General features: G+C 74.4%; 9 protein-coding genes. 5 read left to right on the top strand and 4 right to left on the bottom strand.

The window, feature by feature from the left end; genetic code table 11:
- Positions 1-17: 17 nt before the first annotated feature.
- From EDD28_RS08130 to clpB, 3 genes are read right to left on the bottom strand one after another with little or no spacing between them, the layout of a single operon-like run.
- Positions 18-911, bottom strand: coding sequence for an LLM class flavin-dependent oxidoreductase (locus EDD28_RS08130; RefSeq protein ID WP_123739144.1), 894 nt, complete (start codon positions 909-911; stop codon positions 18-20).
- A 9-nt stretch (positions 912-920) separates the two neighbouring features.
- Complete coding sequence (locus EDD28_RS08125) at positions 921-4,115, bottom strand: beta-galactosidase (protein ID WP_211339140.1); 3,195 nt, start codon at positions 4,113-4,115, stop codon at positions 921-923.
- Positions 4,105-6,723, bottom strand: coding sequence for an ATP-dependent chaperone ClpB (gene clpB / locus EDD28_RS08120; protein WP_123739143.1), 2,619 nt, complete (start codon positions 6,721-6,723; stop codon positions 4,105-4,107). Before clpB ends, EDD28_RS08125 begins: the two co-directional genes overlap by 11 nt.
- A gap of 168 nt (positions 6,724-6,891) precedes the next feature.
- Between clpB and EDD28_RS08115 the strand changes: the two genes are divergently transcribed.
- Both EDD28_RS08115 and EDD28_RS08110 read left to right on the top strand, forming a co-directional pair.
- Entirely contained in the window at positions 6,892-7,629 is a 738-nt protein-coding gene (locus EDD28_RS08115) for an LppM family (lipo)protein (RefSeq protein ID WP_123739142.1), read from the top strand.
- Positions 7,630-7,646: 17 nt separating this feature from the next.
- Positions 7,647-8,057 (top strand): NUDIX hydrolase, encoded by a 411-nt coding sequence (locus EDD28_RS08110; RefSeq protein WP_245967969.1) that lies wholly within the window; start codon positions 7,647-7,649, stop codon positions 8,055-8,057.
- A 101-nt stretch (positions 8,058-8,158) separates the two neighbouring features.
- Here the strand turns inward: EDD28_RS08110 and EDD28_RS08105 are convergent, their stop codons facing one another.
- Positions 8,159-9,655 (bottom strand): amidase, encoded by a 1,497-nt coding sequence (locus tag EDD28_RS08105; protein WP_123739140.1) that lies wholly within the window; start codon positions 9,653-9,655, stop codon positions 8,159-8,161.
- A 132-nt stretch (positions 9,656-9,787) separates the two neighbouring features.
- Here EDD28_RS08105 and EDD28_RS17925 point away from each other — a divergent pair, with 132 nt between their 5' ends.
- From EDD28_RS17925 to EDD28_RS08090, 3 genes are all read left to right on the top strand, one after another.
- Positions 9,788-10,870, top strand: a complete 1,083-nt coding sequence (locus EDD28_RS17925) for a DNA topoisomerase IB (protein ID WP_245967968.1) — start codon at positions 9,788-9,790, stop codon at positions 10,868-10,870.
- 136 nt (positions 10,871-11,006) lie between these two features.
- Positions 11,007-11,819: an HAD family hydrolase gene (locus EDD28_RS08095; RefSeq protein ID WP_211339212.1), complete on the top strand. Its 813-nt coding sequence runs from the start codon at positions 11,007-11,009 to the stop codon at positions 11,817-11,819.
- Positions 11,816-14,365 (top strand): glycoside hydrolase family 65 protein, encoded by a 2,550-nt coding sequence (locus EDD28_RS08090; protein WP_123739138.1) that lies wholly within the window; start codon positions 11,816-11,818, stop codon positions 14,363-14,365. Before EDD28_RS08095 ends, EDD28_RS08090 begins: the two co-directional genes overlap by 4 nt.
- Positions 14,366-14,410: the final 45 nt, after the last annotated feature.

The raw sequence follows: 14,410 nt of genomic DNA, 5'->3' as shown, positions 1-14,410 counted from the left end.
AGCCCGACCCGAGGGCATCAGAGCGGCGCGATCTCCGCGCCGAGCGCCGCGATCTCCTCGTAGGCGTCCTCGTCCATCGCGAACCTGGTGCCCGCGATCGGGGCGTGCACGACGATCTCCGTGATCCCCAGCGCGGCGTAGGCCGAGACGGCGTCGAGGAACGGCTCGACCGCGTGCACGGCGTCGGCGGTGAACCCGGTCAGCAGGATCCGGTCCAGCGAGGCCGGGTCGCGCCCCACCTCGACGCACGCCGCGTCCAGTCGCGCGGTCTGCGCGGCGATCGCGGCACGCGTCTCCTCGACCGTGCCGTCCCGTCCGATCCGGTCGTCGCCGACCGTGACCCACGCCTGTCCGTACCGGGCCGCGAGCCGCATCCCGCGCGGCCCGCCACCGGCGATGGCGAACGGCACGCGCGGCCGCTGCACGCAGCGCGGCAGCACCCGCGCCTCGACCGCCGAGTACCACTCGCCGGTCAGGGTCGAGACGTCGTGCGTCAGCAGGTGGTCGAGCTGCTCGACCAGCTCGGCGAACCGGTCGGCCCGTCGCCGCGGCGTCAGGGGCGGCGCCCCGAGGATCGCCGCGTCGTACTCCTCGGTCCCGGCGCCCAGACCGAGCGTCACCCGCCCGTCGGACAGCCCGTCGAGCGTGACGACGTCCTTCGCCAGCATCACCGGGTGGTGGAAGTTCGGGGTCGAGACGAGCGTGCCCAGCCGGATCCTCGACGTGACCGCGGCCGCCGTCGCGAGCGTGAGCCAGGCGTCCCCCCACGGACCGTCCCGGAACGACTCCTGCCAGTTGAGGTGGTCGTAGGTGTACGCGGCGTGGAACCCGAGGCCCTCGGCGCGCCGCCACGCGTCCCGCGTCGCGGCCGGGCCCGTGGCGACGGGGAGGATGCAGGTCGACAGGAGCATGCGACCAGCCTACGGACGGCCGGCGTCGAGGGTCCCGTAGACGTCGGCCGACCACGACGGGGCGGCCTCCGGCGTCACGGGCACACCGCCGCGGACGACGCCCAGCGTCGTCAGCTCGACCTCCTCGAGGCCGTTCCCGGCACCCCCGTCGCTCGTGACCGCGATCGCCAGGGTGTTCGCGCCCCGCGGGTCGAGGATCCCGTTCGGCAGCACGAACGTGTGCTGCGGGCCGACGTCGGCGACGTACTGGCCGACGTTCCAGCCGTTGACGAAGACGAGGGCGCGGTAGCGCGCGTCGCCGGCCGGGACGCTCGGGTCGCCGATCGTGAGGCCGAGCGAGACGTCGTGGTCGGCTGGCAGGTCGAGGTCGAGGGTCGTGCGGTACCACGTCGTCCCCGGTGCGACGTCGCTCCCCCCGGCCGGCACCGACCCCGTCGACCAGTCCGCGTCCGGGTAGCCGGGCAGGTGGAACCCGTGCCGCTCGCCGAAGCTCCCGCCCGCGTTCATGACGCCGCGGACCGGGTCGAGGATCTGCTCTCCGCCCGCGGTGCCCTGGACGCGCCACGCGACGCGCGGGACGAGCACCCCCGTGAGGTCGACGGAGACGAGGCCGCGCGGCTCCTTGAACATGTCGTCGGCCGGGATGTCCTGGTTGTGGCCGTTGTTGCGGACCATGACGGACAGCACGTGCTCCCCGGCGCCGAGACCCGGCGGCATCTCGAACGTCACGGAGGACGTCGTCTCCGGCGTCGGCTGCCCCGACGGCACGACGTCCTGCCCCAGGTAGACCCCGTCGACCCAGGCCTGGAGGAGCCCGGCTCCCCCGCCGCCGTACGTCAGGGTGACCGAGTCGAGGCCGCCGACGAACCGTCCGCGGTACCAGACGTCGCCCTGGTGGAAGCCGTGCTCATCCGCGTCGAGCACGGGCCGCCCGACGGCGTCGGTGCCGACCACCGCCCAGTCGGAGTCGTCGAACCCCGGCTCGCTCTCCGGCGACCCGGGGGCGACGCGCCAGACGGCGGTCGACAGGTCCGGCAGGTCGACCGCGTCGGGACCGGGGAGCCGGTCGACGGCGACGAGGCTGCCGCCCGGCCACGAACCAGCGCCGTCCGACGCGTCCGCCGGCCCGACCGCGACGGGCGCCGGCCCGACCGCGACGGGCGTCCCGTTCCACGTCACCTCGACGACGTCGTCGTCCGCCCAGACCCGCAGCTCGGTCTCCGTCGCGGTGTCCCCGGTCAGGTCGAGCCGCGCCCCGCCCGCGGCGACCACCGTCGCGTCGGCCCCGCGCACCAGCTCGGGCCCGGCCACGAGCACCGCACCGGCGTCCGTGTCCTCGCGCCAGAAGCCGGCCGCCGTGGCGTCGTCCGCGATGAGCAGGAGGAGCGGCGCGCGCCCGCCGCCTCGCAGGAGCACCTCGGTCAGCCCGTCGTGCGGGTAGTCCAGCCGCAGGTCGCCGCGGGCGGCGTCCCACGTCGCGGTGGCCTCGCCGGCCAGGACGGTGACCGTCGGCTCGCTCGCGTACCGCAGCACCGTCTCACCGTCCTCGCCCGCGCGACCGTGCAGCAGCGCGACGTCCCGTCCGTCGGCCCCCTCGCCGTGGCGCAGGTGCGTCGTGAGCTGCGACGTCGAGTAGACGAGCCGCTGCCGCTCGAGGTCGTAGGCGGCGAGGAGGAGCTTGGCGTCCTGCCCCGCCAGCCGGAGGGTGCCCGACTGCGGGACCAGGTAGTCGCCGTCGTCGGTCTCCACGGGGAAGGTGAACGCCGTGTCGGCGACGGAGCTGGACGGCTCGTGCGTCGCCAGGTAGACGTGCGTCCCGGTCGCCGGGGCGACGTCGTGAAGGACGGTCACCTCCGCCGACGACGCCGCGACGGGTGCGCCGGCGTCGAGCTCGCGCAGCTGCGGCACCGCGTCCAGCAGGTAGCCGAGCTGTTTGAGGCCGCCGAGCTTGTCCCGCGCCTGGCGTCCCTCGGTGATCGCGGCGCCGTAGTCGTAGGAGGTGTAGACGACCGGGGAGGGCAGCCAGCCCCAGCTCGTCCCGCCGAACACCATGTAGATGTTGTGCAGCGTGAGCCCGTTGACGATGTTCGTGCCGTAGAAGACCCGCTGGTGGCCGAGCCCCTGGCGCTGCGCGGTGCAGTCGAACAGGCCGGGGCTGCCCCAGTAGTCGAACCAGCCGCCGCCGGTCTCGGCGAGGAAGCCCGGCGTCTCCGGCGAGGCCGTCGAGCCGCCCATGCGGCCGCCGACGCCGTGCAGCCCGAGGTTCGGGGCCGCCCGGAGGTCGCCGACGACGTCCGGTGCCTCGCACGCCCCGGCCGCGTAGGAGTCGAACGCGTAGAGGTCGACGGCGCTCGTGCGCAGCGCGTCGGGCACCACCGCGGTCGGTGTCCCGTCCTGGCGGAACGCCGGGACCCACAGGCCGTTGTTCCCGACGTCGTTGTGGAACAGCGGCACGTCGATCCCGTCGGAGCGCACCTTCGCGGCGAGGTGCTCCATCGCGCGCTGCGTCGCCGCGTCCGTCCGGGCCAGCTCGTTCTCGATCTGGTAGAGGACGACGGGGCCGGTGCCGTCCGTGTACTGCCGCCGGGCGAGGATCGCGTCGATCTCGGTGAGCCACTCGTCGGCGGCGGCGGTGTAGTCGGGCGCGTCGGTCCGCGCGACGCCGTCGACGGTCGTGAGCCAGCCCGGGAACCCGCCCCGCGTCGTCTCCGCGTTGATGTAGGGCCCCGGCCTGGCGATGACGTAGAGGCCCTCCTCCTGCGCGATGTCGAGCAGGAGGTCGACGTCGCGCACGCCGTCGAAGTCGTAGACCCCCGGCGCGGGCGAGTGGTAGCCCCAGTGGAAGTACACCGAGATCGCGTTGAACCCCGCCGCGCGGTACTTCTGCAGGACGTCGCGCCACAGGCTCGTGCTCGGCAGGCGCCAGTAGTGGAACTCGGCCGACCAGATCCGCTCGCGCTCGCCGTCCAGCAGGAGCGAGTAGCCGTCCCAGGCGATGTCGTGGACCCGGGCGGGCGTTGGCTGCACGAGGGAGACCACGCCGGCCACCGTCGAGTCCGCCGTCGCGGGCTGCTGCGCCGGCGCTCCCCCCGCGCCGATGGTGCCGAGCGCGAGCAGCGCGGCCGAGCACGCCGCGAGGGCGATGCCGAGGACGCCGGCCCGTGCACGCCGGCCCGTGACCGGGGTCAGCTCCTCACCCCGCACGCACCGCGGTGAGCCGGAGGCCGGAGCCCTCCTCGGCCCGGTCGACGACGACGGTGTCGCCGTCGCGCGCCTCGCCGGACAGGAGCATGACGGCGAGCCGGTCGCCGATCTCGCGCTGGACGAGGCGGCGCAGCGGCCGGGCGCCGAACGCCGGGTCGTAGCCCTCGATCGCGAGCCACTCCCGCGCGGCCTCGGTCACCTCGAGCCCGAGACGCCGGTCCGCGAGCCGCCGGTCGAGCGCGCGGATCGAGATCTCCACGATCTCGCCGAGCTCCTCCAGCGTGAGCGCGTCGAAGATGACGACGTCGTCGAGCCGGTTGATGAACTCCGGCTTGAACGCCGCCCGCACCGCCGCCATGACGAACTCGCGCTTGGCCGCGTCGTCCATGTTCGGGTCGATCAGCGCGGCCGAGCCGAGGTTGGAGGTGAGGATGAGGATGACGTTGCGGAAGTCGACGGTGCGGCCCTGCCCGTCGGTGAGCCGGCCGTCGTCGAGCACCTGGAGAAGGATGTCGAAGATCTCCGGGTGCGCCTTCTCGACCTCGTCGAGCAGGACGACGGAGTAGGGCCGGCGGCGGACCGCCTCGGTGAGCTGGCCGCCCTCCTCGTACCCGACGTACCCCGGAGGAGCCCCGACCAGCCGCGCGACCGAGTGCTTCTCGCTGTACTCCGACATGTCGATGCGGACCATGGCCCGCTCGTCGTCGAACAGGAACTCCGCGAGCGCCTTGGCCAGCTCGGTCTTGCCGACCCCGGTCGGCCCGAGGAAGAGGAACGACCCGGTCGGCCGGTCGGGGTCCGCGATGCCGGCGCGGGCGCGGCGCACCGCGTCGGACACGGCGGCGACGGCGGCCCGCTGCCCGATCAGCCGCTCGCCGAGCACCTGCTCCATCCGCAGCAGCTTCTCGGTCTCGCCCTCCAGCAGGCGGCCGGCGGGGATGCCCGTCCACGCCGCGACGACCTCGGCGACCTCGTCCGGCCCGACCTTGTCCGCGATCATCGGGTCGCCCGCGGGGCTCCCCTCAGCGGTCTCGACGTCCACTACCTCCTCGACGCGCTCCGCCTCGCGCAGCTCGGCCTCGACCTTCGGCAGCTCGCCGTACTGCAGGCGGCTCGCCTCCTCGTAGTTGCCCTCGCGGATGTGCCGCTCGACGGCGGTGCGCAGCTCGTCGGCGCGGGCGCGCAGCTCACCGACGCGGTTGTGGCTCGACTTCTCCGCCTCCCACCGCGCGACCAGGCCCGCCAGCTCCTCGCGGTGGTCGGCCAGCTCGGCGCGCAGCTTCTCCAGCCGGTCCCGGCTCGCGGCGTCGTCGGCCTTCTCCAGCGCGAGCTCCTCCATCTCCATCCGGGTGACCTGGCGCTGGAGCACGTCGATCTCGACGGGCGAGGAGTCCAGCTCCATCCGCAGGCGGGACGCGGCCTCGTCCACGAGGTCGATCGCCTTGTCCGGAAGCTGGCGGCCGGGGATGTAGCGGTCGGACAGCGTCGCGGCCGCGACCAGCGCGGAGTCGGAGATCGTCACCTGGTGGTGCGCCTCGTAGCGCGGGGCGATGCCGCGCAGGATCGCGATGGTGTCCTCGACGCTCGGCTCGCCGACGAACACCTGCTGGAACCGCCGCTCGAGCGCCGGGTCCTTCTCGATGTTCTCCCGGAACTCGTCGAGCGTCGTCGCGCCGATCATCCGCAGCTCGCCGCGCGCGAGCATCGGCTTGAGCATGTTGCCGGCGTCCATCGAGCCGTCGCCGCTGGCTCCGGCGCCGACGACGGTGTGCAGCTCGTCGATGAACGTGACGATCTGGCCGTCGCTGTTCTTGATCTCCTCCAGCACGGCCTTGAGCCGCTCCTCGAACTCACCGCGGTACTTCGCGCCGGCGACCATCGCCCCGAGGTCGAGCGAGACGAGCGTCTTGCCCTGGAGGGAGGTGGGGACGTCGCCGTCGACGATGCGCTGCGCCAGTCCCTCGACGACGGCGGTCTTGCCGACGCCCGGCTCGCCGATGAGGACCGGGTTGTTCTTGGTCCGGCGCGAGAGCACCTGGACGACGCGGCGGATCTCGGAGTCACGGCCGATGACGGGGTCGATCTTGCCCTCGCGCGCGCGGGCGGTGAGGTCCGTCCCGTACTTCTCCAGCGACTGGAAGCTGCCCTCGGGGTCGGCCGACGTCACGCGCCCGGGGCGGACGTTCGGGAGCACGCCGACGAGGGCGTCCTTGGTGGCGCCGGCGCCGCGCAGCACGTCGCCGGCCTGCGACTGGCTGCCGGCCAGCGCGATGAGCAGGTGCTCCGTCGAGACGTACTCGTCGCCGAGCGCCCGCGCCTCCTCGCCGGCGGCCGTGATGACGTTGAGCAGCGAGCGGGAGGCCTGGGGCTGGGAGGTGCTGGAGCCGCTCGCGCTCGGCAGCGTCGCGAGGATGCCCTTGGCCCGCTGGACGAGATGACCCGCGTCGACGCCGACGGCCGCGAGCAGCGCGACCGCGATCCCGTCGCGCTGGTCGAGCAGCGCGAGGAGGAGGTGGGAGGGCTCGATGTGGGGGTTCCCAGCCGCCGTCGCAGCCTGGAGGGCTGCCGCGATGGCCTCCTGAGACTTCGTGGTGAGCTTCTCGTTCATGCCTCCAACACTGACAGGAAAAATCGGCCGGCGCACCAGGTTGCCCGGGATTGGGTGAGGGCCTGCGGGCCGGCGGACGGACCGGCCGACGGGTCGTGTCCCGACCCGCGGACCGACCGCTCCGCGGGGCGGGACGCGCCGCGGAGCGCGGTGTGCCACGATCGGTCGATGCACCGCGCTCGACGACGCCACGGTCACCGCCCCAGCACGCCGACGGGTCTCCTGCTCGTCGTGCTCACGCTGCTCGGGACGCTCGGCCTCGCCGGGTGCGTGCGCGCCGACGCCGACCTCGCCGTCGAGGCAAGGACCAACACGGTGAGCGGGACGATCGTGCTCGTCGTGCCCCTGACGGACGACACCCCGGAGGCCCGCACCGCAGCCGGCGCCACCGTGCTCGCGATCGAGAACCGCGTGCTGCCGGGGCTGCGCACGGTCAAGGGCGTGACCGCGGCGCCGGCGACCGAGTCCGGGGCGTTCGGGACCACCCTCACGCTCGACCGGGTCAGCATCGTCAACCTCACGCTCGGCTCGGAGCAGCTCATCACCCGCGTCGGGAACGACTTCGAGGTCGCCGGGACGATCGACGCCGTCGGTCAGGACGGCGTCCCGGTGGCCGAGGCGGAGGGCGAGCGGCCGCCGGGCGCCGAGGAGTCGTCGATCCGGGTCGCGCTCACCTTCCCGGGGACGGTCGAGGTGCCGCGGGGAGGGTCCGGCGTCGTCGACGGCACGACGGTGACGTGGGAGTCCTCGTGGGACACGCCCCTGGTGCTGGAGGCGACCGCGAGCGCCACGAGCGGCGGCGCGCCGCCGTGGATCTGGAAGGCGCTGGTGTGGGGCATCGGCGGTGTCGTCGTCCTCGCGCTCGCCGGGCTGGGCACGGTGTGGGCCGTGAGCCGGCGCGACTGACGATGGGGGCGAACGACGTGGGCGAGTCCCCGACCATCCGGGTCACCGCGATCCTCGTGCTCGACGACGCGGGCCGGCTCCTGCTCGTCCGCAAGCGCGGCACGAGCGCGTTCATGCAGCCCGGCGGCAAGCCCGAGCCGGGCGAGGGACCGCTCGAGACCGGCCGGCGCGAGGTGGCGGAAGAGCTCGGCGTCACGCTGAGCGCCGACCGGCTGCGGCCGCTGGGCCGGTTCAGCGAGACGGCGGCGAACGAGGCGGGGCACGTCGTCGTCTCCGACGCCTTCGCCGTGACGCTCACCGCCGAGGAGGTCGCGGCGGTGCGGCCGGCGGCCGAGATCGCCGAGGCGGTCTGGGTCAGCCTCGACCAGGCGCGGGACCTCCCCCTCGCCCCGCTGACCCGCACGCACTTCCTGCCGCTCGCGGGCTGAGGGCGCCCGCCTCCGACATCGGGGCGACGGTCCCGGCCCGCCGCCGCCGGGCCACCGCCGGACCTGTCGCCGCGGAAGCCACCCCCGGACGACGGGGCCCGTCAGCCCCCGGCGCCCCGGACCGGGACGGTCGGCGGCATCGGCCAGGGGTCGACGATCTCCAGCAGCCGGGCGAGCTCCATGAGCGCGCGGTCCTCGCCGATCCGTCCCGTGAGCATGGCCCCGAACGGCAGCTCGACGCCGTCGAGCACGGCCCGGTGGATCGGCACCGAGACCGACGGCCGGCCGGCGATGTTCGCGGGCGAGGTCCACGGCGTGAACCGCTTCTGCTCCTCGAAGTCGTGCTCCGGGTCGGCGTCGTCGCGGATCGAGCCGACGGGGGCCGGCGGTCCGGCGAGGCTCGGGGTAACGACGACGTCGAACGGCGCCCACGCGGTCGCCATCCGGCGGGCGACGCGCTGGGCGTCGGCGACCGCGAGCGCGTACTGGGCGCCCGTGACCCCGCGCCCCACCTCGCGCAGCCACCGGGTCAGCGGCTCGAGCAGCTGCTCGGCCTCGTCCGGGACCGGGAGCGTCAGCGCCCCGACCGACCACAGCGGCATGAACGCGAGCCACTCCTGCGGCGTGAACGGCACGGGCGCCGTCGCGACGTCGAACCCGAGCGAGCGCAGGTCGTCCGCCGCGCGCTCCGCCGCCGCGACGGCCTCCGGGTGGACGACGGCGTCGCCGGCGACGACCGGGTCGGTCAGCACGCCGACCCGCAGCCCGCGCAGCCCGTCGACCAGCGTCGCGCGGTCCAGCTCGACGGCGTCGCCGAGACCGTCGAGCGCCGGGCTCGCCACCACCTCGCCCGGCCACGGCCGGGCCAGCACCTCGAGCGCGACGGCCGCGTCACGCACGGTCCGCGCGAGCGCGCCCTGCGTGCCGAGTCCCGGACCGTCGACGCCGAGCGGACCGGAGCTCACCACGCCGCGCGACGGCTTGAACCCGACGATGCCGCAGCTCGCGGCCGGGATGCGGATCGAGCCGCCGCCGTCGGAGGCGTGCGCGATCGGGCTGATCCCCGCGGCCACGCTCGCCGCGGCGCCACCCGAGGACCCGCCGGCGCCGCGGGTGAGGTCCCACGGCGTGCGCGCCGCGACGATCGCACCGCCGGGCCCCGTGCGCGGCTCGGTGTAGGGCGGGAACCCGAACTCGGGCGTCGCGGTCTTGCCGATCGTCGCGGTCCCCGCCTCACGCAGGAGGACGACGGTGCCGTCGTCCGCGTCGGGGACGATCGGGGCGGCGGCGAGGACCGCGGCACCCGCCGTGAGCTGCACCCCGCGCACGGCGTTGAGGTCCTTGATCGGGCACGGGACACCGGCCAGCCGCAGGGCGGCGGCCGCGGCGTCGCCGCGCGCGACGGCCGCGTCGACGGCGCCCGCCTCGGCCAGCGCCAGCTCGGGCGTGAGCCGGGCGAACGCGCCGAGCTCGGCGCCCACCCCCGCCGCCGCCGCGAGCGACGCCTCCGCGACCTCGACGGCGCGCAGCCGGCCCGACCTCACCGCCGCGGCGATCTCGGTGGCGGTGAGCTGCGCGATGTCGATCGGATCGGCCATACCGGCGACGCTACGCCAGTCCCGGCGGCGCGCCGTCGGTCTCGGCCTCGACGGTCGCGGTCTCGACGGCGCCCCTCGCGCGTCCGCCCCGCCCGTCCATCTCGCGCGCCGCGCCGCCGTTACCGTTGGCCCATGCCACGTCTGCGCCGCTCGCGCCTGTCCGGTCCCGGGTACACCCGGACCGGGACGGGCACCGGCGCGCACTACCTCGACCCGGACGGCCGGCCCGTCACCGATGCCGAGCTCGTCGCCCGGTTCGACGCGCTCGTCCTCCCGCCCGCCTGGACCGACGTGTGGCTGTGCCCGCAGGCGAACGGCCACATCCAGGCGACCGGCGTCGACGCGGCGGGACGCACCCAGTACCTCTACCACCCGGCCTGGCGCGCGCGGATGGACGCGATCAAGTTCGACCGCGCGCTCGACCTCGCCGAGGTGCTCCCGGCCGCGCGGGGCCGGGTGCGGCGGAACCTGCGCGAGGACGGCTTCACCCGCGAGCGGGCGCTCGCGGCCGGCTTCCGGATGCTCGACGAGGCGTCGCTCCGCGTCGGGTCGGAGAAGTACGCGCTCGAGCACGGCAGCTTCGGCCTCGCCTCGCTCCTGTGGCGGCACGCGACGGTCACCGGCTCGACCGTCGCGCTCGACTTCCCCGCCAAGAGCCGGCACCGCTGGCAGAGCGAGATCGTCGACGACGACCTCGCGGCGTACGTCCGCGAGCGCCGCCGTCGCGCCGCGCGGGCGGCCCGCGACCGCTCCGGCGCCCGCCCGACGGCGACGACGACCGCGACCGGCGCGGATGCGGCGGCCGGTGCCGACGAGACGGCCCCGATCGACCCGCGCGACATCGAGTCGAGCAACCTGCGCCTGCTCGCCTACCTGCGGAGCCGCAGGTGGCGCAGCATCTCGCCCGAGGACATCAACGACGAGGTCCGCGAGCAGACCGGGGGCGACTTCACCGCCAAGGACTTCCGCACCCTCCACGGCACCGTGACGGTGGCGCGCTACCTCGCCGCGGCCGGCCCCGTGACGAGCGACGCGCGACGCGCCCGGGTCGTCGCCGCGGCGATGCGCGCAGCGGCGGAGGTGCTCAACAACACGCCGGCCGTCGCGCGGGCGAGCTACGTCGACCCGCGGGTCGTCGACCAGTACCACCGCGGCCGGACGATCGATCCCACGCGCAACCCCGAGCGGGAGCTGCTCGTCCTGCTGCGCGGCTGACCGCCGGCTGACCGCGGCTGCGCGCCGGCCGCGTGGTGGCCGCGTGACGGACGCGCCGGCCGCGTCACCCCCTCCTCGGCCGACCATCGACCGAACCTCCGGTTGACGCGCGTCAACACCCACCCACTAGCCTTTCCTGGTGAGCACCTCTGCCCCGTCCGGGACCACCGAGCTCGACCCGCTCGACGCCGTCCTCTTCGATCTCGATGGCGTCCTCACCCCCACCGCCGACGTGCACATGCGCGCCTGGCGCGAGCTGTTCCTGCCCTACGCGCCGGACTACACCGACGCGGACTACTTCGCCCACATCGACGGCAAGCCGCGCTACGACGGCGTCCGGGCGATGCTCGCCTCGCGCGGGATCGCGCTGCCGGACGGCGACCCGTCCGACGGGCCGGAGGCCGAGACCGTGTGCGGGCTCGGCAACCGCAAGAACGCGCTGTTCACGGCCGTCCTCGACGCCGACGGCGTCGAGCCCTACCCCGGCTCCGTCCGCTTCCTCGACCTGCTCGCCGGCTGCGTGCGGCCGGACGGACGACCGGTCGAGGTCGCCGTCGTCTCCTCCTCGAAGAACGCCCGGCCCGTGCTCGAGGCCGCCGGCCTGCTCGACCGGTTCGAGGTGATCGTCGACGGGGTCGTCGCCGCCGACCGCGGCATCCCGGGCAAGCCGAACCCGGACACCTACCTCTACGCCGCGCAGCTCCTCGGGGTCCCGGCCGACCGGGCCGTCGTCGTCGAGGACGCGCACTCCGGCGTCGCAGCCGGACGCGCCGGTCGCTTCGGGCTCGTCCTCGGGGTCGACCGCGGCGCCGGGCACGCCGAGCTGCTGGCGAGCGGTGCCGACGTCGTCGTCGACGACCTCGGCGAGCTCGTCCCGGTCCCCGACCAGCGCGACCAGCCGGACGCCACCCCCGACGAGCCCACCACCGAGAACGGGACCAGCCGATGATCCGCACCGTCGACGACATCCTCGACCCGCTGGACCGCACCCGGTTCCCGATCGACCCCTGGGCGCTCACCGAGATCCGCTACGACGAGTCGGACCTCGGCGTGACCGAGACGCTGTTCGCCGTCGCGAACGGCTACCTCGGGCTGCGCGGGAACGTCGAGGAGGGGCGCGACTCCCACACGCACGGCACCTTCGTCAACGGCTTCCACGAGACCTGGCCGATCCGGCACGCGGAGGACGCGTACGGGTTCGCGAAGGTCGGGCAGACGATGGTCAACGTCCCCGACCCCAAGACCATGCGGATCTACGTCGACGACGAGCCGCTGCTCCTCGCGGTCGCAGACCTCGAGCGGTACGAGCGCAGCCTCGACTTCCGCGAGGGCGTGCTGAACCGGGACCTCGTGTGGCGCACGCCGTCCGGCAAGCGGGTGCACATCCGCAGCCGGCGGATGGTGTCGTTCGCCGAGCGTCACCTCGCCGTCATGACCTACGAGCTCACGATGCTCGACTCCCACGCCCCCGTGGCCGTGAGCTGCCAGATCCTCAACCGACAGGACGGGCAGGACGAGTACCACGTGCCGAGCGCCGCGATGGGCGAGGGCTTCGACCCCCGCCGGGCCGCCGCGCTCGACGGGCGGGTGCTGCAGCCGGAGCTGCACTGGGAGGAGGTCACGGACGCCGGGACGCGGCACGCGCTCGGCTACCGCGTGACGAACTCGGGCATGACGCTCGCGATGGTCGCGGACAACTGGATCACGACGACGGACGCGCACGAGACGCGGACGGAGATCTCCGAGGACCTCGCCAAGGTCACCTACCGGATCGACGCCACCCCGGGGACGACGACGACCATCACCAAGGTCGTGAGCGTCCACACCTCGCGCGGCGTCCCCCCCGTCGAGCTGGTCAGCCGCGGGCGGCGCACGCTGGACCGGGTGCGCGGCCACGAGGGCGGGGCGAGCGCCGGGGTGGCGGCGGCGTTCGAGACGCAGCGCGCCTGGCTGGCCGACTTCTGGCAGCGCAGCGACGTCGAGATCGGCGGGCAGCCGGCGCTCGAGCAGGCCGTGCGGTGGAACCTGTTCCAGCTCCTGCAGGCGGCGGCGCGCGCCGAGGGGACCGGCATCCCCGTCAAGGGCATGACGGGCTCGGGCTACGACGGGCACTACTTCTGGGACACCGAGATCTACGTCCTCCCGTTCCTCACCTACACCTCGCCGTCGGTGGCGCGCAACGCGCTGCGGTTCCGCTACACGATGCTCGACGCGGCCCGCCGCCGGGCCGTCGAGGTCAACCAGCGCGGGGCGCTGTTCCCGTGGCGGACGATCAACGGCGAGGAGGCGTCGGCCTACTACGCGGCAGGCACGGCGCAGTACCACATCGACGCCGACATCTCCCACGCGGTGTCCCAGTACGTCGCCGCGACCGGGGACGAGGAGTTCCTCGCCCGCGAGGCCATCGACATCCTCGTGGAGACCGCGCGCCTGTGGGCCGACCTCGGCTTCTGGCGCCGCGGGGCGGACGGTGTCGAGCAGTTCCACATCCACGGCGTGACCGGGCCGGACGAGTACACCGCCGTCGTCAACGACAACCTCTTCACCAACGTCATGGCGCGCGCCAACCTGCGCGCGGCCGTGCGCGACCTCGGCTGGCTCTCCGAGTGCGACCCGGGCGCCTACGCGCTCGCCGTCACGCGGCTCGGCCTGACCGAGGCGGAGATCGCGGAGTTCGCCCGCGCGGCCGACGGCATGCACATCCCGTTCGACGAGCGGCTCGGCATCCACCCCCAGGACGACGACTTCCTGCTCAAGGAGGTCTGGGACCTGGCGAACACCCCGGCCGACAAGCGGCCGCTGCTCCTGCACTACCACCCGCTCGTCATCTACCGCCACCAGGTGCTCAAGCAGGCCGACGTCGTGCTCGCGCTCTACCTCCAGGGCGACGAGTTCTCGGCGGAGGAGAAGCTCGCCGACTTCGAGTACTACGACCCGCTGACCACGGGCGACTCGACGCTGTCGGCCGCGGCCCAGTCGATCATCGCGGCGGAGGTCGGGTACGCCGACCTCGCCGAGGAGTATTTCGCCGCCGCGTGCTTCGTCGACCTCGCCGACCTGCACGCCAACGCCGACGCCGGCGCGCACGTCGCGTCGATCGGCGGCGTGTGGAACGCGCTCGTCGCCGGGTTCGGCGGGTTCCGCGACTTCGCCGGGGCCTGGTCGTTCGACCCGCGGCTGCCGCGCGACTGGGAGTACCTGCGGTTCCGGCTGACGCTCCAGGGCACCCGGCTCCTGGTGACCGTGCGGCACTACGAGATCGCGTTCGACCTCGAGACGGGTCCGGCGGACTCGATCGACGTGGTCGTCGAGGGCGCCGTCGTGACCGTCCCGCGCGGGGAGACGACGACGGTGCACCTCACCGGCGTCGAGACCCGGACGGGCCGGCCGTCGCTGCGGGACATCGAGGGCGCCGTGCGCGAGGACGGCTCCATCATCACCGCGACGGTCCCGTCGCACCCGGAGCTCGACGGCGACTCCCCGGACGCGGAGTAGCCGCAGGTCGCGTCGGGCGTGCGGGCGGGTACCGGTCGGTGCCCT

Source organism: Salana multivorans (genome assembly GCF_003751805.1).
Taxonomy (GTDB): domain Bacteria; phylum Actinomycetota; class Actinomycetes; order Actinomycetales; family Beutenbergiaceae; genus Salana; species Salana multivorans.
Note: the sequence above shows the minus strand (reverse complement) of the source record. Positions and strands in the feature narration are given on the sequence as shown.

What these genes read in the sequence shown, in the direction of transcription:
- EDD28_RS08130 (WP_123739144.1), bottom strand. Translation starts at nt 911, where the DNA reads ATGCTCCTGTCGACCTGCATCCTCCCCGTCGCCACGGGCCCGGCCGCG.
- clpB (WP_123739143.1), bottom strand. Translation starts at nt 6,723, where the DNA reads ATGAACGAGAAGCTCACCACGAAGTCTCAGGAGGCCATCGCGGCAGCC.
- EDD28_RS08115 (WP_123739142.1), top strand. Translation starts at nt 6,892, where the DNA reads ATGCACCGCGCTCGACGACGCCACGGTCACCGCCCCAGCACGCCGACG.
- EDD28_RS08105 (WP_123739140.1), bottom strand. Translation starts at nt 9,655, where the DNA reads ATGGCCGATCCGATCGACATCGCGCAGCTCACCGCCACCGAGATCGCC.
- EDD28_RS17925 (WP_245967968.1), top strand. Translation starts at nt 9,788, where the DNA reads ATGCCACGTCTGCGCCGCTCGCGCCTGTCCGGTCCCGGGTACACCCGG.
- EDD28_RS08090 (WP_123739138.1), top strand. Translation starts at nt 11,816, where the DNA reads ATGATCCGCACCGTCGACGACATCCTCGACCCGCTGGACCGCACCCGG.